This is a genomic window from uncultured Roseobacter sp., from assembly GCF_947492555.1.
Lineage (GTDB): Bacteria > Pseudomonadota > Alphaproteobacteria > Rhodobacterales > Rhodobacteraceae > Roseobacter.
In genome coordinates this window covers 1-18,443 of sequence record NZ_CANLNE010000001.1, presented here as the reverse complement: position 1 = coordinate 18,443, position 18,443 = coordinate 1, and the positions used below count along the sequence as shown (strand labels likewise).

Sequence of the window (18,443 nt, the reverse complement as noted above, 5' to 3'; positions counted from 1 at the left end):
GCTACGCACGGGCGGACGGCATCCTTTTTGTGCACCGGACTGGTTGTGCCCCGGACTGGTCAGTCCAAAAGGGCCGCCGCAGCCCCCAGGAACTCGAGAACCTCATGCGTTTCCCTGTCTACCCGAAACACATTGTCGCCAACGCGATAGTAGGTTCCGTCGCGACCCAGGCCGTAGCGATCGGGATTGCGGATGATGATGTAATCCCCCTGAACGATGTCGCCCCGGTTGTATCTTTTCCCTTCATAGCCGCCTTTCTTGGCCTGTCCGGGCGGGACACATGGGGTTGCTTTCTTGGCAAGACCGGGTGGGCATCCCTTGGGTGCCGCAGCAACAGGGGTAGCGAATGACAGCGCCGCCGAGGCCAGCACGAATGGAATGAATAACCGCATGTGACATCTCCTGATTTTCTGGGGGCATAACTCAATCGCGCAGGGAATCGTTCAGAAACTTTTGCTGACGGCAGAATTCTGTACTCAGGATGGCGACAGACAGAGGTCGAGCAGATGCGCAAAGTCACGCGCGTCCAGACTGTCGAAACTGCCAGCAAACGTCTCTATGCGACCCGCGCGGGCCTCTCCCAGAATAGGATCGGCGAAGAGATGAAACTTGTCCGAGATTTCCGTATCGGACAGCGGCATATCCACATCGCCACGGGGAGTGCGGGGCTCGGAGGTCACAGTGCGACCGTCGGACGTTGTTAGGCTGACGCTGGCCCAGCGTTTGCCGACGCTGATCTTGGTAAAGTGCGGATCGTCAATGAGTTGCGTGGCGTTGCTGATCCGCAGGATATCTGCGTCCTGCAAGGTCTCGGTGGCCAGTTCAGGCGCGCCGACTTGCCCTCTTACGATCATTGTTGCGACGGGAAAAGCAATGGCATAGGCAAATTCATCGGGTGTTGCAGGAGTATGGCCTGCAAGGCGTGTCGCATTGTGGAAGGTGTGTATCTTGACGCCCGCAATCTGGCTGTGGTGCAGCCCGTGGTTCCGCATCAGATCCTGCGCGGCGTCTATGGCGGGATGCGCCCAGCGGCAGCAGGGATAGGCTTTGTAGTGCGTATCCTCGACCAGTCGCCAGCGCTCCCCAAGGTCCGACCAGAATTCGGGCGCCTGTTCGCAGGTCAGGGCCGGAGCGCCGGTGAAGCCCATCTGCGCAAGATAGGCTGCCGTCACGCCCGAGGGCGCGCCCCAGCCAACGCCATCCCTCAACATCGTCGGATGATCGATGCAGCGCATCATCTGGCTGCGTGGTCCGTGGTATTCGCCGATCCCGGCGGCCTGTCTGATCTGGTCCGGTGTGCAATGCAGTGCCCGCGCACAGGCGACGGCAACCCCGATGGAGGTCCACGCCCCGGATGTGTGGTAGTCGGCGCAGGTGGCGTGCTGCGCCAGTCCCGCACGATAGCTGACCTCGTAAGCTATGGCCAGAAGTGTCGCAAAATCAGTGCCGTGCAGGTTGGCGCTGACATCCGCCATGGCCATCAATGCCGGAAAGACGGCGGAACCTGCGTGCCCCTTGCAGGGTGAGCTACCATCATGCGCATCCACGCTGTCGATGGTGAAGGCACCGGCCATCGCCGCGCCTGCCGGGCTGACAATGGCGCCCTGCATCAATATCCGCGCGCTGCCCGCTTGACCTGACCCGAAAAGCGCAACGGCGGCGCGCCGGGCAATACCCGCCATTTCAGTGGTCGAGGCGACTGCAGCCACCCCCATCGTGTCCAGAAAGGATCGGCGCAGCACCCGCAGCACGTCCTGAGGCAGGTCCTCATAGCTGAGGGTCGCGGCGAAGTCGTGAAAGGCGGGGGGCATCGGCTGTCCTTTGCGGCTTTGCATCACCCTAACCCGGGATCACCGCCGCGATGGTCTGTTTGCGACCTAGCCGGACCTGCCGCGTTCGGAAAAGCGCGGCAACATCGCCGAGAAATCCTTGCCCAACCCATCTTCATCCTGCACGAACTGCCGATAGAGCCTGTGGGCCAGCGCCCCCATCGGGGTGTCCGCGTCCACGGCTTCTGCGGCCTGTTGTGACAGTCCCAGATCCTTCACCATCAGTTCGGCGGCAAAGCCGGGCGTATAATCATTGTCGGCCGGGCTGGCGGGCCCAACGCCGGGCGCAGGGCAGTAGGCATTCATGCTCCAGCTGTAGCCGGAGGATGTGCTGACCACATCGAACATTTTCTGCCGGTCAAGCCCGAGTTTGTCGGCCAGGGCAAAGGCTTCGCAGGTGGCGATCATCGTGGCACCGAGGATCATGTTGTTGCAGATCTTCGCGGCCTGTCCGGCCCCGGCGTCCCCGCAATGCACCGCCTTCTGCCCCATGATGTCAAAGAGCGGCTGGGCCTTGGCAAAAGCCTGTTCCGTACCGCCCGCCATGAAGGTCAGCGTGCCGCCCGCCGCGCCGCCGATCCCGCCGGAGACGGGCGCGTCCACAAACAACTGACCACTACCCCCTGCCTGCTCTGCCACGGCGCGCGCGCTTTCCACATCCACGGTGGAGCAATCGAGTAGCAAGGCGCCCTGTTGCATGGCGGGCAGGACGTCGGCGGCGACCCGGCGCAGGATGTCGCCATTTGGCAGCATCGTGATCACCACGTCCGCATCGCGCACGGCCTCGGCGGCAGAGGCGGCCATGGTCACGCCCTCCGCCGCGCTGACCGCCGTGTCGAAACCGGTCACTGTGCATCCCGCCCTGGCCAGATTGGCCGCCATCGGCGCCCCCATATTGCCCAAGCCGATAAAGCCTATCTTTAGCGCGTCCATCTGTTTCCCCTCCAATTTCAACGTGTTTTTCCCCAGTGGCATCAGCATCTTGCTCACCGCTGCCGCAGGCACCTTCTGATCCGCGAATTGCCATTTCGGTGTGCGGTCCTTGTCGATGATCGCAGCGCGAATGCCTTCGAGGAAGTCGCCGTGTTCCATCGCGCGGAAGGTAAAACGGTACTCCAGCTCCAGCGCCTTTGCGATGGTGATCGACGGGCCGCGCAGACGGTGAAGGATCTCCACCGTGCTCGCCATGGAGAGCGGGCTGTTGCGTTGCATCTTTTTCAGGGTGTCGCGGGTGAAATCACTATCGTCGTGGCGCAGATTGGCAAGGATATCGGCAAGGGTTTCGCCGCCGAAGTGACGGTCGATCTCCTCCTGAAGGTCTGCGAGGGTACCGGCCGGGGCTTCCTGCGCGGCGTTGGCAAGGATATCCGGGCCTGCGCCCTGTTCCAGCCGGTCGATCAGGTCCGGCCAGCGTTCTTCCGGGACATAGAGATCGGCAAAGCCAGCGAGGATCGCATCCGCCGCCGACATCCGCGTCGCGGTGGTGCCGAGGTACTCCCCCAGCCGCCCCGGCGCCAGCGCCAGCATCAGGGTGCCACCCACGTCGGGGACCAGACCGATCCCGCATTCCGGCATGGCAATCTGGCTCGACTGCCCGACGATGCGGTGCGATCCGTGGCAACCGATGCCAACGCCGCCACCCATGGTAAATCCCTGCAGAAAGGAGATAACGGGTTTGGGGTATTCAAAAATCTTGGCGTTCAGGCGGTACTCATCTGCCCAAAAGGTCTGGCCATAGGCGAAATCTCCACGTGTGCCGGTGTCATACAGTTCGGCAATATCGCCCCCGGCGCAAAAGGCCCTGTCCCCCTCGGCGTCGATGACGACCTGCGTCACCTCGGCCTTGTCGCGCCAGCTGTCCAACGCCTCTTCGATCGCCAGACACATCTGATAGGTCATGGCATTCAGCGCCTTGGGCCGGGCCAATGTGATGCGCCCGGTGGTGCCCGTTGTTCGAATGCGAATGTCGGTCATTTATCTCCACCCACGCGTCGTTTGATGGGATGTATCGCTTGGCCCATGCTGCTTTTCAAGGCGCCGCGAGGCTGGGGTGCCTGAGAGTGTTTATCGGCCGTGCCGGATGGGGCGAGGGCGGCGGGTCGCGCCGCCCTGCGGTGCTCATTCCATCGGCTTGAAGTTGAACTCGCCGCCTTCCTTGATGCCCGACGGCCAGCGCGAAGTGATCGTTTTCGTGCGTGTGTAGAACTTGAAGGCATCCGGCCCGTGCTGGTTCAGATCACCGAACACGGACTTCTTCCAGCCGCCAAAGGTGTGGTAGGCCAGCGGCACTGGGATCGGCACGTTCACCCCGATCATGCCCACATTCACCCGGTTGGCAAAATCGCGCGCGGCGTCGCCATCCCGGGTGAAGATCGCGGTGCCGTTGCCGTATTCGTGGTCCATCGCCAGCCCCAGCGCCTCTTCGTAGCTTTGCGCCCGCACGGTGGAGAGCACCGGCCCGAAAATCTCGGTCTTGTAGATGTCCATGTCCTTGGTGACATTGTCGAAAAGATGCGGGCCGACGAAAAAACCTTCCTCGTAGCCTTGCAGGCTGAAATCGCGCCCGTCGACCACCAGCTTGGCACCCTGATCGATGCCGGTCTGCACCAGACGTTCGATATTGGCCTTGGCGGCAGCGGTCACGACAGGGCCGTAATCCACATCCGTGCCGCCGGTGTAGGGGCCGACTTTCAGCTTTTCGATGCGCGGGACGAGCTTTTCGATCAGACGGTCGGCGGTTTCATCGCCCACCGGGACAGCAACCGAGATGGCCATACAGCGTTCGCCCGCCGCACCATAGCCCGCACCGACCAGTGCATCCGCCGCCTGATCCATATCCGCATCGGGCATGACAATCATGTGGTTCTTGGCGCCGCCGAAGCACTGCACGCGTTTGCCCTGTGCGCAGCCGGTGCCGTAGATGTATTCGGCAATCGGGGTGGAGCCGACAAAACCGATGGATTGGATCGTCTGGTCATAGAGAATGGCGTCCACCGCCTCCTTGTCGCCGTTCACCACCTGCAGGATGCCCTTGGGCAGGCCCGCTTCTTCCATCAGTTCGGCCAGCATCAGGGGCACGGAGGGATCGCGTTCGGAGGGTTTCAGGATGAAGGCGTTGCCACAGGCGATGGCAGGCGCGAACATCCACATCGGGATCATCGCGGGGAAGTTGAAGGGCGTAATACCCGCCGTGACACCCAGCGCCTGACGCATGGAATACATGTCGATGCCCGGACCGGCGCTGTCGGTGTATTCGCCTTTCAGCAATTGCGGCGCACCGATGCAGTACTCCACGACTTCCAGACCCCGCTGCACGTCGCCCGCCGCATCGGGCAGGGTTTTGCCGTGCTCACGGCTCAGCGCTTCGGCCAGCTTGTCCATGTCGCGATTCAGCAGGTCGACGAATTTCATCAGCACGCGGGCGCGACGCTGCGGGTTCACCGCCGCCCAGGCGGGTTGCGCAGCGGCTGCAAACGCCACGGCCTTTTCCACTTCCGCCTTGGAGGCCAGCGGGCATTTGGCCTGAACCTCGCCCGTGGCCGGGTTCATCACATCGGCAAAGCGCCCGGAGGTGCCTTTTACATATGCGCCGTTCAGATAGTGGGTGAGTTCTTGCATGGTATCCTCCGCAGGGTTGGTCCGACGTCCGGCAGCATGTGCCAGCGGCTGTGAGATTGCCAGAACCATAGTCTTGCAAAAACAAGGGTGAAAGAGGCAAGATGGCAAAGTTGTTTTGTAATTTTGCAAAACAACATCAAGAAATGTGGGCGTTGAAAAGGCGGGCGGGTGCAGACAAACTGGGATGATCTACGGCTATTTCTGGCCGTCGCGCGCGAGGAATCGCTCTCTGGCGCGGGCAAGGTCCTGCGGCTTGATCCCGCGACTGTGGGGCGGCGGATGCAGCGGTTGGAGGACGCCCTGCAAGCCCGGCTTTTTGTGAAGTCGCCACAGGGCTACACGCTGACCGAGGCGGGGATGTCCCTTCTGACGCGGGCGGAAACGGCAGAGCGGGCGATGCGCAATGCTGTGGCGGAATTGCCGGATGTGTCCGACAGGCTCAGCGGCCAGATCCGCATCGGTGCGCCGGATGGCGCCGCGAACTACCTGCTGCCGCAGGTCTGTGCCGCAATCGCCGATGAGAACCCGGACCTCGACATCCAGATCGTGGCCCTGCCGCGTGTCTTCAACCTGTCGCGGCGGGAGGCGGATATGGCCATTGGCGTCAGCGCACCCACGGCGGGCCGTCTGGTGGTGCAGAAGATCACGGATTATCACCTGCATCTGGCGGCCTCGGAGCACTATCTGGCAGACAGCCCGCCGATTAAAGGCCGCGAAGATCTGCGCCACCACCGTCTTGTCGGCTACATCCCCGACATGATCTTTGACCGCGAGCTGGACTACCTCAGCGATCTGGGGATTACCCGCGTGCCGCTGGCCTCGAATTCGGTCTCGGTCCAGATCAACTGGATCCGGCAGGGCGGGGGCATTGGCGTTGCCCATGATTTCTCCGTGCCGGCCATGCCCGGCGTGCGCCGCATCCTCACCGATCAGATCAGCCTGACGCGGGCGTTTTACCTGATCCGCCACGCCGATGATCAGCGTAACCTGCGGTTGAGCCGCTTTGCGCAGGCGCTCACTGCAGGTTTGCGCGCGGAAGTTGCACGACTCGAAGCGCTGGCTTGACTTGATGCCACTTTGAGGTGACGCTGGAGGGGGTGAAACACGTCTCAAGGAGCTTTCGCATGTTGGTGTCACAGATCCTGAAAACCAAAGCTTTACATGACATTATTACGGTGTCTCCGACCACATTGGTCTCTGAGGCCGCGAAAATCCTGTCCGACAAACGCATCGGTACGGTTGTGGTCTCTCGCGACGGCAAGAGCGCGGATGGCATCCTGTCTGAACGCGACATCGTGCGGGAGATCGGGGCGCGCGGGGCGGGGTGCCTGACGCACCCGGTGGAGTCCATCATGACAACCAAGCTGGTGACCTGCGGCAGCGATGACGCGGCGGATGCGGTTCTGCAAAAAATGACCGATGGGCGATTCCGCCATATGCCTGTGCTGGACAAGGGCACGCTGGTCGGGTTGATTTCGCTGGGCGACGTGGTCAAGGCCAAGCTGATGGAACTGGCGATGGAGAAAAATGCGCTGGAAGGCATGATCATGGGGCATTGACCCCGGTCCGATCTCTCTGGCGGTTTCCGCGTTAAGGACTTGCAATCCCATGGCTTAAATGGTCGTGTGGCACGAATTCTCACGACAGGAGAGCCCACATGCGCGTTGGCCTCTATCCCGGCACCTTCGATCCGATCACGCTGGGTCATATCGACATCATCCGACGTGCGGCGGTTCTGCTCGACAGGCTTGTGGTGGGGGTTGCGATCAATCGTGACAAGGGGCCGCTCTTTGACCTCGAAGAGCGTGTTGCCATGATCGAGGCCGAATGCGCCGAGCTTGCGAAACAAACCGGCATCGAAATCCGCGTGCATCCGTTCGAAAACCTGCTGATCGACTGCGCCCGCGATGTGGGGGCCCAGGTCATCGTGCGCGGCCTGCGCGCCGTGGCGGATTTCGAGTATGAATATCAGATGGTTGGCATGAACCGGCAGCTGGATGACACCATCGAGACCGTCTTTCTGATGGCGGAAGCACAGCATCAGGCGATTGCCAGCAAGCTGGTCAAGGAAATCGCCCGTCTGGACGGGGACATCAGCAAATTCGTGACCCCGCGGGTCAAAACGGCGCTGATGGCGCAGCTGGGCAAGACCTAGAGCAGCGCGCCCATCCGTGCGGCCACGTCCAGCATGCGGTTGGAAAAGCCCCATTCATTGTCGTACCAGGCCAGCACCCGCACCCATGTGCCATCCTGCACGCGGGTCTGGTCTTCGGCGACAATCGTGCTGTGCGGGTTTCTCTTGAAATCGGACGATACCAGTTTGCGTGTGGTTGTGGACAGCACCCCGCGCATCGGCCCGTCTGCCGCCGCGCGGAAGGCCGCGTTCACCGCATCGACATCCGTCGCCGTGGCGACCTCGACCGAGAGATCGATACAGGACACATTTGGGACAGGCACGCGGATCGCCTGACCAGTGATACGCCCGGCCAGATCGGGCAGCACCTCGCCCAGGGTCTGTGCTGCCCCAGTGGTCGTCGGGATCATCGACACCGCTGCCCCACGGGCGCGGTAGAGATCATCGTGCGGCGCGTCGTGCAGGCTTTGGTTGCTGGTGTAGCAATGCACGGTCGTCATCATCCCGCGCCGGATGGTAAAGCTGTCCTGCAGGACCTTGGCCATGGGAGCCAGGCAGTTGGTGGTACAGGACCCGTTGGAGATCAGCAGGTCCTCTGCCGTGATGGTCTCGGCGTTGATGCCTTCGATGACCGTCTTGGCCGCACCCTTGGCCGGTGCTGACAGTAACACGCGGCGTGCGCCCCGGGACAGATGTTCACGTGCACGCAAGGGGGTGGTGAACCGTCCACTACACTCCAGCACGATATCGACGTCGGGCCAGGTGATCGCAGTTGGCTCCTGCACGGACGTCATGCGGATCGTGCCCGCGCCGAGGTCCAGCCCGGCATCCGAATAAGTCAGGGGGCCGGGGTAGGGGCCGTGGGTGGAATCAAACTCGAAAAGATGGGCGAGTGTTGCCGCCGGTGCCGGATCGTTGATCGCCACCACCTGCATGTCGCTGCGTCCGTTTTCGTGCAGCGCGCGCAGGACTGTCCGTCCAATACGGCCAAACCCATTGATGCCCAATCTGAGTGTCATAGCCTGAAGTTCCACTTTGCATAGCGTCCGTCGGCCCGGCGGACGCCCGTCTGTCTTATCTCCAGAAGGAGAGCCATTCGATCAACTCAAAGAGCTTTTTGCCAAGAAACACAAGATGGTCCGTGCCGAAAAGCAGGACATCGACCAACACCAGAAGCAGGATGATTGCCCCCAGGGCGAGAGCGATGCGATTGGTCATAACGTGCCTTTCCCGGACAGGATGCCCAAGCGGGGCATCCCAGGGGCCCGCCACTGCGGTACCCTTTCAACGATCCGGGTATGACAGTCTCCTTTCAGCCCCGCAAGCCGGGACAGATCAGCCCAGGTGGCCCATGTCGACGGCCACATCGGCCATGCGTGCCGAGAAGGCCCATTCATTGTCGTACCAGGCCAGAACGCGCACGGTGCGCCCGCCGACCACCTTGGTCTGTTCCGGGGCGATGATGCAGCTTTGTTCGGTGTGGTTGAAGTCGATGGAGACCTTGGCCTCCGCGTCATACCCCATCACACGCGACATTGATCCGTTTGCAGCGTTCTGCAGGGCGTCGTTGACTTCCTCGACGGTGACATCACGCGGCGCCTCGAACGTCAAATCCACGGCGGAAACATTGGGGGTGGGTACCCGCATTGCAGTCCCGTCGAGTTTGCCTGCCAGATTGGGCAGCACTTCCCCCAGCGCCTTTGCGGCCCCGGTGGAGGTCGGGATGATCGCCATCGCGGCGGCACGGGCGCGGTAGAGGTCATCATGGCGGCGGTCCAGAGTGGGCTGATCGCCGGTGTAGGAATGGATCGTGGTCATGATCCCGCGTTCGATGCCGATGGCTTCATCCAGCACTTTGGCCATGGGCGCCAGGCAATTGGTGGTGCAGGAGCCGTTGGAGATCACGGTATCCGAGGGCAACAGCTCGCGATGGTTCACACCATAAACGATGGTGCGGTCCACACGCTTTGCCGGGGCAGAGATCAGCACCCGCTTCGCGCCCTGCTGAATGTGGGTCTTGGCCTTGTCTCCATCGTTGAACTTGCCGGTGCATTCCAGCACCACATCGACACCGGTCCAGTCGAGTTCGTTCATGTCGTAGGTCGACATCATACGGATCGGGCCGCGCCCGAGATCCAGCGAGTTGGCACCCACGACGACGTTGCCGGGAAAGCGGCCATGGACCGAATCGTATTTGATCAGATGAGCAGAGGTTTCCAGCGGCCCCGTCGCGTTGATGGCCACGACATCAATGTCATTGCGGCCTGATGTGGCGATATGGGCCAGCGTACAGCGGCCAATGCGTCCGAAACCGTTAATACCGACTTTGATGGTCATGATACCTCTCCACACGGAACATTTGAGGGCTCTATAGCCGGAAACACTGCATCGCGGAATGCTTAAAACGACGTGTTTTCCGCGTGTTAGCGTTAAACCTTGGTAACAGTCTGTTGCAGGGCAATCATGTTAGCGCGACCAGCGGTGCATTGCCAAACGGGAACCATCGCTCTACCTCTGCGTTGCACCGGCAATCAGGACAAGGGACTTCGGGATGAGCGGGCTACTAGCGTTGCTGGATGATGTGGCGGCAATCGCCAAGGTGGCGGCGGCCTCTGTCGATGATGTGGTGGGGCAGGCGGCCAAGGCAGGCTCCAAGGTCGCGGGGGTGGTGATCGACGATGCCGCGGTGACGCCGAAATATGTGACCGGTTTCGAGCCCAAGCGCGAACTGCCGATCATCTGGAAGATCACCAAGGGATCGCTTTTCAACAAGCTGATCGTCTTGTTGCCCGCCCTGTTGCTGCTGAATGCATTCGCGCCCTGGGTCATCACCCCGCTGCTGATGCTGGGGGGGGCGTATTTATGTTTCGAGGGGGCGGAGAAGGTTTTTCACTGGCTCTACCCGCATGGCGATGCGCATGTGGAAAAAGACATGTCCGTCGGGGATCCGCTGCATCTGGAAGAAACGCGGGTCAAAGGCGCCATCAAGACCGATTTTATCCTGTCGGCGGAGATCATGACAATCATCCTGTCGAACATTGAGGCAGATAGTTTCTGGTTCGAGGCGGCGACGCTGGCCTTTGCCGGGGTTGCGGTGACGGTCTTTGTCTATGGTGCTGTGGCGTTGATTGTGAAGATGGACGACGTAGGTGTCTGGTTGGCGGCAAACGGCCTGACCGGGTCCGGGCGCGCGCTGGGGCGTGGATTGGTGAAGGGGATGCCCAAGCTGCTGACCCTGCTGACCGTTGTCGGCACCGCCGCGATGCTCTGGGTCGGCGGGTCGATCATCATCCACGGGCTTGAGGTGCTGGGCATGCCGTGGCTTTACGATGAGATCCACCACATCGCAGTGATTGTTGCCGATGCGGTGGCGCAGGGGTCCGGTTTTGTTGAGTGGCTGGTGACGGCGCTGTTCGACGGTATCTTTGGCCTGGCGCTGGGGATGCTGCTGATCCCGGTGGTGACCCGGGTGATTGCACCGCTCTTTGCTGCGCTTGGCGGCAAAGAGGAGGCGTCGCATTAAGCCCGCGGCCGTGAGGAGGGTGGCCTGAAAGCCCACCCTACCTGCTGTCTGCAAGGGTTGATTACTTGATCAACGACTTGGCTTTTGCGGCAACGGCTTCGGCGGTGATGCCGAATTCCTTGTAGAGTGTGCCTGCCGGTGCTGAGGCACCGAAGTCATGCATGCCCACAAAGCCAGCCTTTTCGCGTCGTCCCCGTTCGCCAAAAAGCCAGCGATCCCAGCCGAAGCGGATACCGGCCTCGACTGCGACCCGCACCGGACCGCCGGGCAGAACGCGTTTGCGGTAGCTTTCGTCCTGCTCTTCGAAAAGCTCCCAGCAGGGCATGGACACCACGCGGGCCCCAATACCCTCGGCCTGAAGGATATCCCGCGCGGCCATGGCAATCTCAACTTCGGACCCGGTGGCCATCAGGATCGCCTGACGTTTGCCTTCAGCATCCGCCAGTACATAGGCGCCCTGAGCGGTCATGTTCTTGGTCTTGTGCTCGGTCCGCACAGTGCTGAGACCCTGCCGCGTCAGAGACAGAACCGAAGGCGTTTCCTTCGACGTCAGCGCAAGTTCCCAGGCCTCTGCCGTCTCGATGGTGTCGGCGGGGCGGAAGACGTAGGTGTTGGGTGTCGCCCGGCTGATCGCCAGGTGTTCCACTGGCTGGTGCGTGGGGCCGTCTTCGCCGAGGCCGATGCTGTCGTGGGTCATCACGAAGACCGTGGGGATTTTCATCAAGGCGGCCAGCCGCATCGCCGGGCGCGCGTAATCGGTGAAACACATGAAAGTGCCGCCGTAGGGACGCAGTCCACCGTGCAGCGCCATGCCGTTCATCGCCGCGGCCATCCCATGTTCGCGAATGCCCCAGTAGACATAGCGCCCGTCCCGGTTGTCGACGTCGAAGACACCCAGATCGGCGGTCTTGGTGTTGTTGGAGCCCGTGAGGTCCGCCGAGCCGCCCACGGTTTCCGGCATCACCGGGTTGATGACCTCCAGCACTTTCTCGGAGCTGGCGCGGGTGGCCAGTTTCGGTGCGCCCTCGGACATCTGTTTCTTGAACGCCTTGATCACGGCGCTGAGCTTTTTCGGCGCCTCCAGCGCATAGGCGCGGTTAAAGGTCTCGCGCTTGCTGCGGGGCAGGGTGTCAAAGCGCTCTTCCCAGGCGCGGCGGGTCTCGGCGCCACGTGCACCAATGGCTTCCCAGGCGGCTTTGACATCCGCTGGCACCTCGAAAGGGCCGGTCTTCCAGCCATAGGCTTCCTTGGCGGCGATCAACTGATCCGCATCGGTCAGTGCGCCGTGGCCTTTCGATGTATCCTGTGCCGCGTGGCCGAGGGCGATGTGAGTCTTGCAGGCCACCATGGTGGGCTTGTTGCCCTTCTTGGCCTGCGTCAGGGCCGCGTCGATCGCCGCCGGATCATGGCCGTCGATCTCCAGCACGGCCCAGCCGGCGGATTTGAAGCGGCCCACCTGATCGGTGCGGTCGGACAGGGTCACCGGCCCGTCGATGGTGATGTTGTTGTTGTCCCAGAGCACGATCAGCTTGCTGAGCTGATGGCGTCCGGCCAGGGTGATGGCCTCCTGGCTCACGCCCTCCATCAGGCAGCCGTCGCCTGCGATGACATAGGTATAGTGATCCACGACCTTCTTGCCGTAGGTGGCGCGCTGGATTTCCTCGGCCATGGCGAAACCGACGGAATTGGCGATGCCCTGACCCAGGGGACCGGTGGTGGTCTCGATCCCTGACGCATGGCCGTATTCCGGGTGCCCGGCAGTGCGTGATCCCCACTGGCGAAAGTTCTTGATCTCCTCCAGCGTCATGTCGGCATAGCCGGTCAGATGCAGCAGCGAATAGAGCAGCATGGAGCCATGTCCCGCAGACAGGATGAATCGGTCGCGGTCGGGCCAGTTGGGCTGGCTGGGATCGAACTTCAGATGCTTTTCAAAGAGCACGGTCGCCACATCCGCCATCCCCATGGGCATGCCCGAGTGGCCGGAGTTCGCCGCCGCCACGGCATCCAGCGTCAGGGCACGGATGGCGGTGGCTTTGGCCCAGTGATCGGGGTTGGCGGCGGCAAGGGCTTTGAGATCCACGGAGCAGGTATCCTTTGTCGGTTCAGGTCGGCCCGGAATGGGCGCTTTTCGGCCAATTGGCCAAGGCTTCAGCGCTGCATATCAGCCGCCTCACAAAGATCAAGGGCGGCACGGTGGCTTTGCCCTGCCTGGGACTTCAACAGCGCCCGCCAAGCGCTTGATCCCAAAGAAAGCCGTATTTGTTGCGCCGGATGATTAGAGTTAACCTTGATGAAACCCGGAGCGATTCGGCACCGCAGATGCGACGCGCCGGCGCGCAAACTGAGATAATGAGGTGGGCATGAGCGATATCGAGGAACTGCACAGTCGGATTATGGCGGCCATGGACCGTGTGGCACGCGGACTGGATGATCTTGGCAAATCGGGCGGGGATGATGCCGAAGCCCTTAAGCAGGCCCTTGATGAAGAAAAAACGGTAAACGCGCAGTTGACCGAACGGGTCCGTGTATTGGGCGAGCGTCAGGAACAGGCGCTGGCCGGGTTGGAGGCGAAGGCTGCCGAGACCGCGGAACGGATGCAAAAGCTCGATCTGGATCTGCAGCGGCTGCGCCGCGCCAACGGCCAGTTGTCGGAAGCCTGCGAAGCGTTGCGCACCGCCAATGCCGAAGGGATCGGGGAGCCCCATCTGATCAACAAGGCGATGATGGCGGAGCTGGAAGCGCTGCGGGCTGCCCGCGCGGCAGAGATCGCCGAGGCGGATGAAATCATTGCTGCACTGACGCCGTTGCTTGAGGCGGATGTGGCGCAACCAGAGGAGGCCAGCTGATGCCTGAGGTTACAATCACCATCGGTGGACGCCAGTTTGATGTCGCCTGCCAGGCGGGCGAAGAGCATTATCTGCACACCGCGGCCAAGATGCTTGATGACGAAGCGCAGGTTTTGGCGGATCAGGCAGGCCGCATGCCCGAAGCGCGGATGCTGCTGATGGCGGGGCTGATGCTGGCGGATAAGACGGCAAGCGTCGAAGATCGTGTGGCAGAGGTACAGGCCAAGCTGACGGCCTGCGAAGCCGAGCTGGCCACCCTGCGCGATTCCAAGGCGGAACCGGAGCGCATTGAGGTTCCCGTCGTTCCCCAGGCGGTCAGCGACACTCTGGCGGAACTGGCGGCCCGGGCAGAAGCGCTCGCGGCATCCGTGGAAGAAAAAGCAGCCAGCTGATCACGTCTGCGGTCTGCGCCAGGGTTTGCTGAAAGGGAAATATGGCGCATATCCTGCGTCCATGGCGCGATAGATATCCCGTCTTGTGTCTTGCTGGTTTTTCTCAGGGATGAGGCATCTGCCTTGAGCTTGAGCTGCACCGGATGGTGTTCAAGCGGTGTCCGGTCTGTATGTAACCGGTCGGGCAAGAAAACCTCCGTTTTTCCTAGAATACGCAGTTAAACCGGGCAGGATCCATGTCGTCTGTCTTCGCTTTTGTCCCGCCCAACCCGGTCGGGATCGATCTGCTGTCTGCGCAGATGATCTTCTTCGTCTTGCATATCTGCACAAGCCTCCTGCACGGATCCGGCTTCCGGTCCACCGCCGGTTTGATATCTAGACCGGACGAGGTCGTGGGGCGTGTCGGGGGTGTGCTCTGAAATTCTGTAAATAATTGGATTTACTTAGCTTTTAAGTAATTTTCCGCACTGTCGCACGACGATATGAGCAGGTTGACCGGCCCCCATCGTTCATCGGTTTGCAGAGAATGCGCACCTTTGACTTGAGATTGGGTTCGAACGGTCGACCGCACGGATATGAGACGATAGCGTGTAAAGGATCGATAATGTTAAACAAAGTAAAGTTGGTGTTTGTGTTACTCTGCGGCCTTGCCTTGGCCGCATGTGCAACCGAACAGGTATTTGAGCCGATCCAGTCGGATCCGGTTTATGACAAGTTGGGCAATGCTCTCTGCGCGGCGGACGGATCCGCGGCAACAAGCGCAACAGCCGCCGGTGCGCGACCCTGCGAACCAGGTGATGACGGATGCGTTGGGACGACTACATCAGTTGATGGCGGTGTCATCCCGTGTGACCCTTCCGACGGATGTTCGTACATTTCGGTTACGGTGCCTTGTGTTGAGCCCAGCGGCGGCGATGCCTCAAGCAGTACGACATCGACATCTGGATCAGGGTCGGGATCGGGCGGTGGTGATCCGTCAACCGGTACCGGTACCGCGCCTGGTATCTAAAGTACGATACCGTAAAAAAGAAAGGGGGCGGTATCGCCCCCTTTTTTCTGGAGCGCCGGGCTCCGAAGCTGGATCGAACGTCAGCCGTTTGCTTCGCGGATCTTGTCGGCGGCATCCTTGTCGAAGGTCACGCCGTTTTCTTCCAGCAGCGTGTCCAGCTCGCCGGACAATGTCATCTCGGTGATGATGTCACAGCCTCCGACAAATTCGCCTTTCACGTAGAGCTGCGGGATTGTCGGCCAGTCGGAAAAATCCTTGATCCCCTGACGGAGGCCTTCATCGGCCAGCACGTTCACGTCCGAAAAATCCACGCCCATATAGTTCAGGACACCGGCGACGCGGCTCGAAAAACCACATTGCGGCATCTCCTTGGTGCCCTTCATGAAGAGGACAACGGTGTTGGCGGTGATGGTGTCCTGGATTTGTGTTGCTGCGTCGGCCATAGGTCTGTTCCTTCGGGTCTGGGTGCGCGCCATCCTCCGGACGGCACCTGCGTTCATTCTGTCAGTCGGGCGCCTTGGTGGTCAGGGCCAGGGCGTGAAGTTCGCCGTTTGAACCATCCATCTTGCCCTTGAGGGCGGCGTAAACCGCGCGCTGTTGCTGCACCCGGTTCTTGCCACGAAAGCTTTCGTCGATGACCATCGCTGCCATATGCACGCCATCGCTGCCCTCCACGGTGATTTGCGCGTCGGGAAAACTGGCGCGCAAGAGGTCTTCGATTTCGCGGGCTTGCATCGGCATCTGGCGGCTCCATCTTGGTCTTGCGCTAGATGTAAGGCGCGGCGGGGACGGGGACAAGATGTCAATTGACCGCGACCCTTGGCAATCGAGCGTAAGGTCGCATTTTGGGCAGACAATATCTGCGGCATGATGAATAGTGCCGGACAGGGAGAGCCATAATGGATGTTTTTGAAAATGCGCCCGAACAGGCTCTGGCCTGGCATGAGGCCGGGCGCGGTGCCGTGCTTGCCACCGTGGTCGAGACCTGGGGCTCTGCGCCCCGGCGCGTTGGTGCGCAATTGGTCATTGCCGGGGATGGCGAGATGCAGGGCTCCGTTTCGGGCGGCTGCGTTGAAGGTGCCGTGGTGCTGGAAGCCACGGAGGCGCTGGAGAAGGGTGAGCAGCGGCTGCTGGAGTACGGGGTCAGCGACGGCGATGCCTTTGCCGTCGGGCTCGCCTGCGGCGGGACGATCCGCATTCTGGTGGAACCGATCGGCACCGTCCTGCCGGAGGCGTTGCTGCGGGAATTGATGGAGGCGCGGGCCGCGCGCCAGCCGGTCGCCTATGAGGCAAACGTCAAGACGGGCGCGCGCAGGCTGTTGCGCGACGGCTACGAAGAACGGTTTGCGATGGACCGTTCCGGGTTCGAGCAGGAGGGCGACATCTTTGTTGCCATTCACAATCCGCCGTTGCGTCTTGTCATCGTCGGGGCGGTGCATATCGCGCAGGCGCTGGTGCCGATGGCGCGGATTGCAGGATATGATCCCTATGTTGTCGATCCGCGTGCGGCCTTCGGCTCGGAGGCGCGATTCCCCGGCGAGCGGATTCTGTCGGACTGGCCGGATGAAGCGCTTGAGGCCGTGGGGGTGGACAGCCGGACAGCGGTGGTCCTGCTGACCCATGATCCAAAGCTTGATGATCCGGCTCTGCTGATCGCCCTGCGCTCAAAGGCCTTCTACATCGGCGCGCTTGGCTCCAAGCGCACTCATGCGGCCCGGCTAGAACGTTTGGCAAAAGCCGGGATTGAACCGCATCACCTGGGGCGTATCCACGGGCCGATCGGCCTTGATATCGGCGCTGCCGGGCCGCCGGAAATTGCGGTTGCCATCATAGCAGAGATGACGCGGGTGCTGAGGCGCGGCGCATGAAGTTTGGTGCGGTCGAGATTGGTCTTGCCGAAGGCGCCGTGCTGGCCCATTCCGTTTCCCTTGGCGCAAGGCGCAGGCTGCGCAAGGGGCGGGTGCTGGATGCAGACGATATCGCAGCCCTTGCCGGCGCGGCGGTCGAGGAGGTCACGGTTGCCCGGCTTGAGGAGGGTGATGTCTTCGAGAATGATGCGGCCCAGGCGCTGGCTGACGCGCTGGTGCCGGACCCCGCAGGTCAGCATTTGCACCTGACGGAGGCTTTCACCGGTCGGGTGAACCTTCTGGCCGAGGGTCCCGGTGTTGCGGTGCTGGATGTCGCGGCGCTTGAGGCTTTGAACCAGATCCACCCGATGATCACGCTGGCCACCGTACCGCCGTTCCAGCAGATGGCGAACCGCGGCATGGTTGCGACAATCAAGATCATCTCCTACGCCGTGCCGCAGGACGCGTTGGAAGAGGCGTGCCACATGGCAAAAGCGGCAATCAGGTTGGCGCCCCCGGTGATCGACAGCGTCCATCTGATCATTACCGAGACCGATGGCGGAGCGGGCACCAAGGGCCAGAAGGCGATTGCGGATCGGGTTGCTGCCTTTGGGCTGAAAATGGACGAGCCGAAGGTGGTCCCGCACGAAGAGGTGGCACTGTCCCGCGCGCTGATTGACCAGGCACAGGGGCTGACCCTGATCCTGACCGGATCGGCAACATCCGATATCGATGACGTGGCTCCGGCGGCACTGCGCCTGGCGGGGGGAGACGTTGCGCGTTTCGGTATGCCTGTGGACCCGGGCAATCTGCTGTTTCTGGGAAACCTTGCGGGGGCGCCTGTGATCGGGTTGCCGGGGTGCGCACGCTCGCCAGCGCTGAACGGTGCGGATTGGGTTTTGGCCCGGGTGGTCTGCGGGCTCGAGGTCCGGGATGCGGACATCGCCGCAATGGGTGTTGGTGGGCTGTTGAAGGAAATCCCGTCCCGTCCGCAGCCACGTGCGGGCAAGACGTCAAAGTAGTCCGGACGCTTAGACATCTTGAAGTGCCTTACCCCTTGCGAAGTTTTAGGTTCTCAAGGCGTCGGCAGCGTGCTTAACTCGGATCAAAGAAAAATCCGAGGGAGTTATTTTATGTTTGAGGTATCGTTTTTAGTGAATGGAGTTGCGCGTTCTGGTTCTGTTGAGGGTCGGACGTTGTTGTCGTCATTTTTGCGGGATGAGCTGCAGCTGACGGGGACACATG

19 protein-coding genes and 2 pseudogenes are annotated in these 18,443 nt (G+C 61.6%); 10 read left to right on the top strand and 11 right to left on the bottom strand.

Annotated features, from left to right (window positions below):
* Positions 1–59 precede the first annotated feature (59 nt).
* The 5 genes and pseudogenes from Q1A07_RS00100 to Q1A07_RS00085 all read right to left on the bottom strand — a co-directional run bounded on the left by Q1A07_RS00100 (position 60) and on the right by Q1A07_RS00085 (position 5,447).
* A complete protein-coding gene (locus tag Q1A07_RS00100; RefSeq protein WP_299776663.1) occupies positions 60–392 on the bottom strand; it encodes an excinuclease ABC subunit A in 333 nt (110 codons plus the stop codon).
* Between the two features lie 84 nt (positions 393–476).
* Positions 477–1,811: an MmgE/PrpD family protein gene (locus Q1A07_RS00095; protein ID WP_299776661.1), complete on the bottom strand. Its 1,335-nt coding sequence runs from the start codon at positions 1,809–1,811 to the stop codon at positions 477–479.
* Positions 1,812–1,877: 66 nt separating this feature from the next.
* Positions 1,878–2,804 (bottom strand): 3-hydroxyisobutyrate dehydrogenase, encoded by a 927-nt coding sequence (mmsB, locus tag Q1A07_RS21880; RefSeq protein WP_366944033.1) that lies wholly within the window; start codon positions 2,802–2,804, stop codon positions 1,878–1,880.
* Positions 2,787–3,803 (bottom strand): annotated as a pseudogene (locus Q1A07_RS21875) (enoyl-CoA hydratase/isomerase family protein); the annotation flags it as partial. The pseudogene Q1A07_RS21875 and the gene mmsB, both read right to left, overlap by 18 nt.
* 144 nt (positions 3,804–3,947) lie before the next feature.
* The gene (locus Q1A07_RS00085) at positions 3,948–5,447 is read right to left on the bottom strand and encodes a CoA-acylating methylmalonate-semialdehyde dehydrogenase (protein ID WP_299776657.1); all 1,500 of its coding nucleotides are present in this window, start codon (positions 5,445–5,447) and stop codon (positions 3,948–3,950) included.
* 168 nt (positions 5,448–5,615) lie between these two features.
* On the opposite strand from Q1A07_RS00085, the gene Q1A07_RS00080 reads away from it, so the two are divergent.
* The 3 genes from Q1A07_RS00080 (at position 5,616) to coaD (ending at position 7,602) form a co-directional block, all read left to right on the top strand.
* Positions 5,616–6,512, top strand: a complete 897-nt coding sequence (locus Q1A07_RS00080) for a LysR family transcriptional regulator (RefSeq protein WP_299776655.1) — start codon at positions 5,616–5,618, stop codon at positions 6,510–6,512.
* A gap of 59 nt (positions 6,513–6,571) precedes the next feature.
* Positions 6,572–7,006, top strand: coding sequence for a CBS domain-containing protein (locus tag Q1A07_RS00075; protein WP_299776653.1), 435 nt, complete (start codon positions 6,572–6,574; stop codon positions 7,004–7,006).
* Positions 7,007–7,104: 98 nt separating this feature from the next.
* Entirely contained in the window at positions 7,105–7,602 is a 498-nt protein-coding gene (gene coaD, locus Q1A07_RS00070) for a pantetheine-phosphate adenylyltransferase (RefSeq protein ID WP_299776651.1), read from the top strand.
* Here coaD and gap (Q1A07_RS00065) read toward each other — a convergent pair.
* The 3 genes from gap (Q1A07_RS00065) to gap (Q1A07_RS00055) all read right to left on the bottom strand — a co-directional run bounded on the left by gap (Q1A07_RS00065) (position 7,599) and on the right by gap (Q1A07_RS00055) (position 9,918).
* A complete protein-coding gene (gene gap / locus Q1A07_RS00065; protein WP_299776649.1) occupies positions 7,599–8,600 on the bottom strand; it encodes a type I glyceraldehyde-3-phosphate dehydrogenase in 1,002 nt (333 codons plus the stop codon). The genes coaD and gap (Q1A07_RS00065) overlap by 4 nt on opposite strands.
* Before the next feature lie 55 nt (positions 8,601–8,655).
* The gene (locus Q1A07_RS00060; RefSeq protein WP_299776647.1) at positions 8,656–8,799 is read right to left on the bottom strand and encodes a hypothetical protein; all 144 of its coding nucleotides are present in this window, start codon (positions 8,797–8,799) and stop codon (positions 8,656–8,658) included.
* Between the two features lie 117 nt (positions 8,800–8,916).
* Positions 8,917–9,918 carry a type I glyceraldehyde-3-phosphate dehydrogenase gene (gene gap / locus Q1A07_RS00055; protein ID WP_299776645.1) on the bottom strand — a complete coding sequence of 334 codons (1,002 nt, stop codon included), beginning with the start codon at positions 9,916–9,918 and terminating at the stop codon, positions 8,917–8,919.
* 214 nt (positions 9,919–10,132) lie between these two features.
* On the opposite strand from gap (Q1A07_RS00055), the gene Q1A07_RS00050 reads away from it, so the two are divergent.
* Positions 10,133–11,104, top strand: a complete 972-nt coding sequence (locus Q1A07_RS00050; protein WP_299776643.1) for a DUF808 domain-containing protein — start codon at positions 10,133–10,135, stop codon at positions 11,102–11,104.
* Between the two features lie 61 nt (positions 11,105–11,165).
* Here Q1A07_RS00050 and tkt read toward each other — a convergent pair whose 3' ends face one another.
* The gene (gene tkt / locus Q1A07_RS00045; RefSeq protein WP_299776641.1) at positions 11,166–13,184 is read right to left on the bottom strand and encodes a transketolase; all 2,019 of its coding nucleotides are present in this window, start codon (positions 13,182–13,184) and stop codon (positions 11,166–11,168) included.
* A gap of 280 nt (positions 13,185–13,464) precedes the next feature.
* Here tkt and Q1A07_RS00040 point away from each other — a divergent pair, with 280 nt between their 5' ends.
* The 3 genes from Q1A07_RS00040 to Q1A07_RS00030 all read left to right on the top strand — a co-directional run bounded on the left by Q1A07_RS00040 (position 13,465) and on the right by Q1A07_RS00030 (position 14,761).
* The gene (locus Q1A07_RS00040) at positions 13,465–13,950 is read left to right on the top strand and encodes a hypothetical protein (RefSeq protein ID WP_299776639.1); all 486 of its coding nucleotides are present in this window, start codon (positions 13,465–13,467) and stop codon (positions 13,948–13,950) included.
* Positions 13,950–14,342 carry a cell division protein ZapA gene (locus tag Q1A07_RS00035; RefSeq protein ID WP_299776637.1) on the top strand — a complete coding sequence of 131 codons (393 nt, stop codon included), beginning with the start codon at positions 13,950–13,952 and terminating at the stop codon, positions 14,340–14,342. The genes Q1A07_RS00040 and Q1A07_RS00035 overlap by 1 nt, the downstream gene beginning before the upstream one ends.
* Positions 14,343–14,578: 236 nt before the next feature.
* On the top strand, positions 14,579–14,761 hold the full coding sequence (locus Q1A07_RS00030) for a hypothetical protein (RefSeq protein WP_299776636.1): 183 nt from the start codon (positions 14,579–14,581) through the stop codon (positions 14,759–14,761).
* A 670-nt stretch (positions 14,762–15,431) separates the two neighbouring features.
* On the opposite strand, the gene grxD is transcribed toward Q1A07_RS00030, so the two are convergent.
* Both grxD and Q1A07_RS00020 read right to left on the bottom strand, forming a co-directional pair.
* Positions 15,432–15,794, bottom strand: coding sequence for a Grx4 family monothiol glutaredoxin (gene grxD, locus Q1A07_RS00025; RefSeq protein WP_299776634.1), 363 nt, complete (start codon positions 15,792–15,794; stop codon positions 15,432–15,434).
* A gap of 61 nt (positions 15,795–15,855) precedes the next feature.
* On the bottom strand, positions 15,856–16,092 hold the full coding sequence (locus Q1A07_RS00020; RefSeq protein ID WP_299776632.1) for a BolA/IbaG family iron-sulfur metabolism protein: 237 nt from the start codon (positions 16,090–16,092) through the stop codon (positions 15,856–15,858).
* Positions 16,093–16,250: 158 nt separating this feature from the next.
* On the opposite strand from Q1A07_RS00020, the gene Q1A07_RS00015 reads away from it, so the two are divergent.
* The 3 genes and pseudogenes from Q1A07_RS00015 to Q1A07_RS00005 all read left to right on the top strand — a co-directional run.
* Positions 16,251–17,219, top strand: coding sequence for an XdhC family protein (locus tag Q1A07_RS00015; RefSeq protein WP_299776631.1), 969 nt, complete (start codon positions 16,251–16,253; stop codon positions 17,217–17,219).
* A complete protein-coding gene (locus tag Q1A07_RS00010) occupies positions 17,216–18,220 on the top strand; it encodes a molybdopterin-binding protein (RefSeq protein ID WP_299776629.1) in 1,005 nt (334 codons plus the stop codon). Before Q1A07_RS00015 ends, Q1A07_RS00010 begins: the two co-directional genes overlap by 4 nt.
* A gap of 111 nt (positions 18,221–18,331) precedes the next feature.
* Positions 18,332–18,443: pseudogene (locus tag Q1A07_RS00005) on the top strand ((2Fe-2S)-binding protein); the annotation flags it as partial.

What these genes read in the sequence shown, in the direction of transcription:
- Q1A07_RS00100 (WP_299776663.1), bottom strand. Translation starts at nt 392, where the DNA reads ATGCGGTTATTCATTCCATTCGTGCTGGCCTCGGCGGCGCTGTCATTC.
- Q1A07_RS00095 (WP_299776661.1), bottom strand. Translation starts at nt 1,811, where the DNA reads ATGCCCCCCGCCTTTCACGACTTCGCCGCGACCCTCAGCTATGAGGAC.
- mmsB (WP_366944033.1), bottom strand. Translation starts at nt 2,804, where the DNA reads ATGCCACTGGGGAAAAACACGTTGAAATTGGAGGGGAAACAGATGGAC.
- Q1A07_RS00085 (WP_299776657.1), bottom strand. Translation starts at nt 5,447, where the DNA reads ATGCAAGAACTCACCCACTATCTGAACGGCGCATATGTAAAAGGCACC.
- Q1A07_RS00075 (WP_299776653.1), top strand. Translation starts at nt 6,572, where the DNA reads ATGTTGGTGTCACAGATCCTGAAAACCAAAGCTTTACATGACATTATT.
- coaD (WP_299776651.1), top strand. Translation starts at nt 7,105, where the DNA reads ATGCGCGTTGGCCTCTATCCCGGCACCTTCGATCCGATCACGCTGGGT.
- gap (WP_299776649.1), bottom strand. Translation starts at nt 8,600, where the DNA reads ATGACACTCAGATTGGGCATCAATGGGTTTGGCCGTATTGGACGGACA.
- Q1A07_RS00060 (WP_299776647.1), bottom strand. Translation starts at nt 8,799, where the DNA reads ATGACCAATCGCATCGCTCTCGCCCTGGGGGCAATCATCCTGCTTCTG.
- gap (WP_299776645.1), bottom strand. Translation starts at nt 9,918, where the DNA reads ATGACCATCAAAGTCGGTATTAACGGTTTCGGACGCATTGGCCGCTGT.
- Q1A07_RS00050 (WP_299776643.1), top strand. Translation starts at nt 10,133, where the DNA reads ATGAGCGGGCTACTAGCGTTGCTGGATGATGTGGCGGCAATCGCCAAG.
- Q1A07_RS00040 (WP_299776639.1), top strand. Translation starts at nt 13,465, where the DNA reads ATGAGCGATATCGAGGAACTGCACAGTCGGATTATGGCGGCCATGGAC.
- Q1A07_RS00035 (WP_299776637.1), top strand. Translation starts at nt 13,950, where the DNA reads ATGCCTGAGGTTACAATCACCATCGGTGGACGCCAGTTTGATGTCGCC.
- Q1A07_RS00030 (WP_299776636.1), top strand. Translation starts at nt 14,579, where the DNA reads ATGTCGTCTGTCTTCGCTTTTGTCCCGCCCAACCCGGTCGGGATCGAT.
- grxD (WP_299776634.1), bottom strand. Translation starts at nt 15,794, where the DNA reads ATGGCCGACGCAGCAACACAAATCCAGGACACCATCACCGCCAACACC.
- Q1A07_RS00020 (WP_299776632.1), bottom strand. Translation starts at nt 16,092, where the DNA reads ATGCCGATGCAAGCCCGCGAAATCGAAGACCTCTTGCGCGCCAGTTTT.
- Q1A07_RS00015 (WP_299776631.1), top strand. Translation starts at nt 16,251, where the DNA reads ATGGATGTTTTTGAAAATGCGCCCGAACAGGCTCTGGCCTGGCATGAG.
- Q1A07_RS00010 (WP_299776629.1), top strand. Translation starts at nt 17,216, where the DNA reads ATGAAGTTTGGTGCGGTCGAGATTGGTCTTGCCGAAGGCGCCGTGCTG.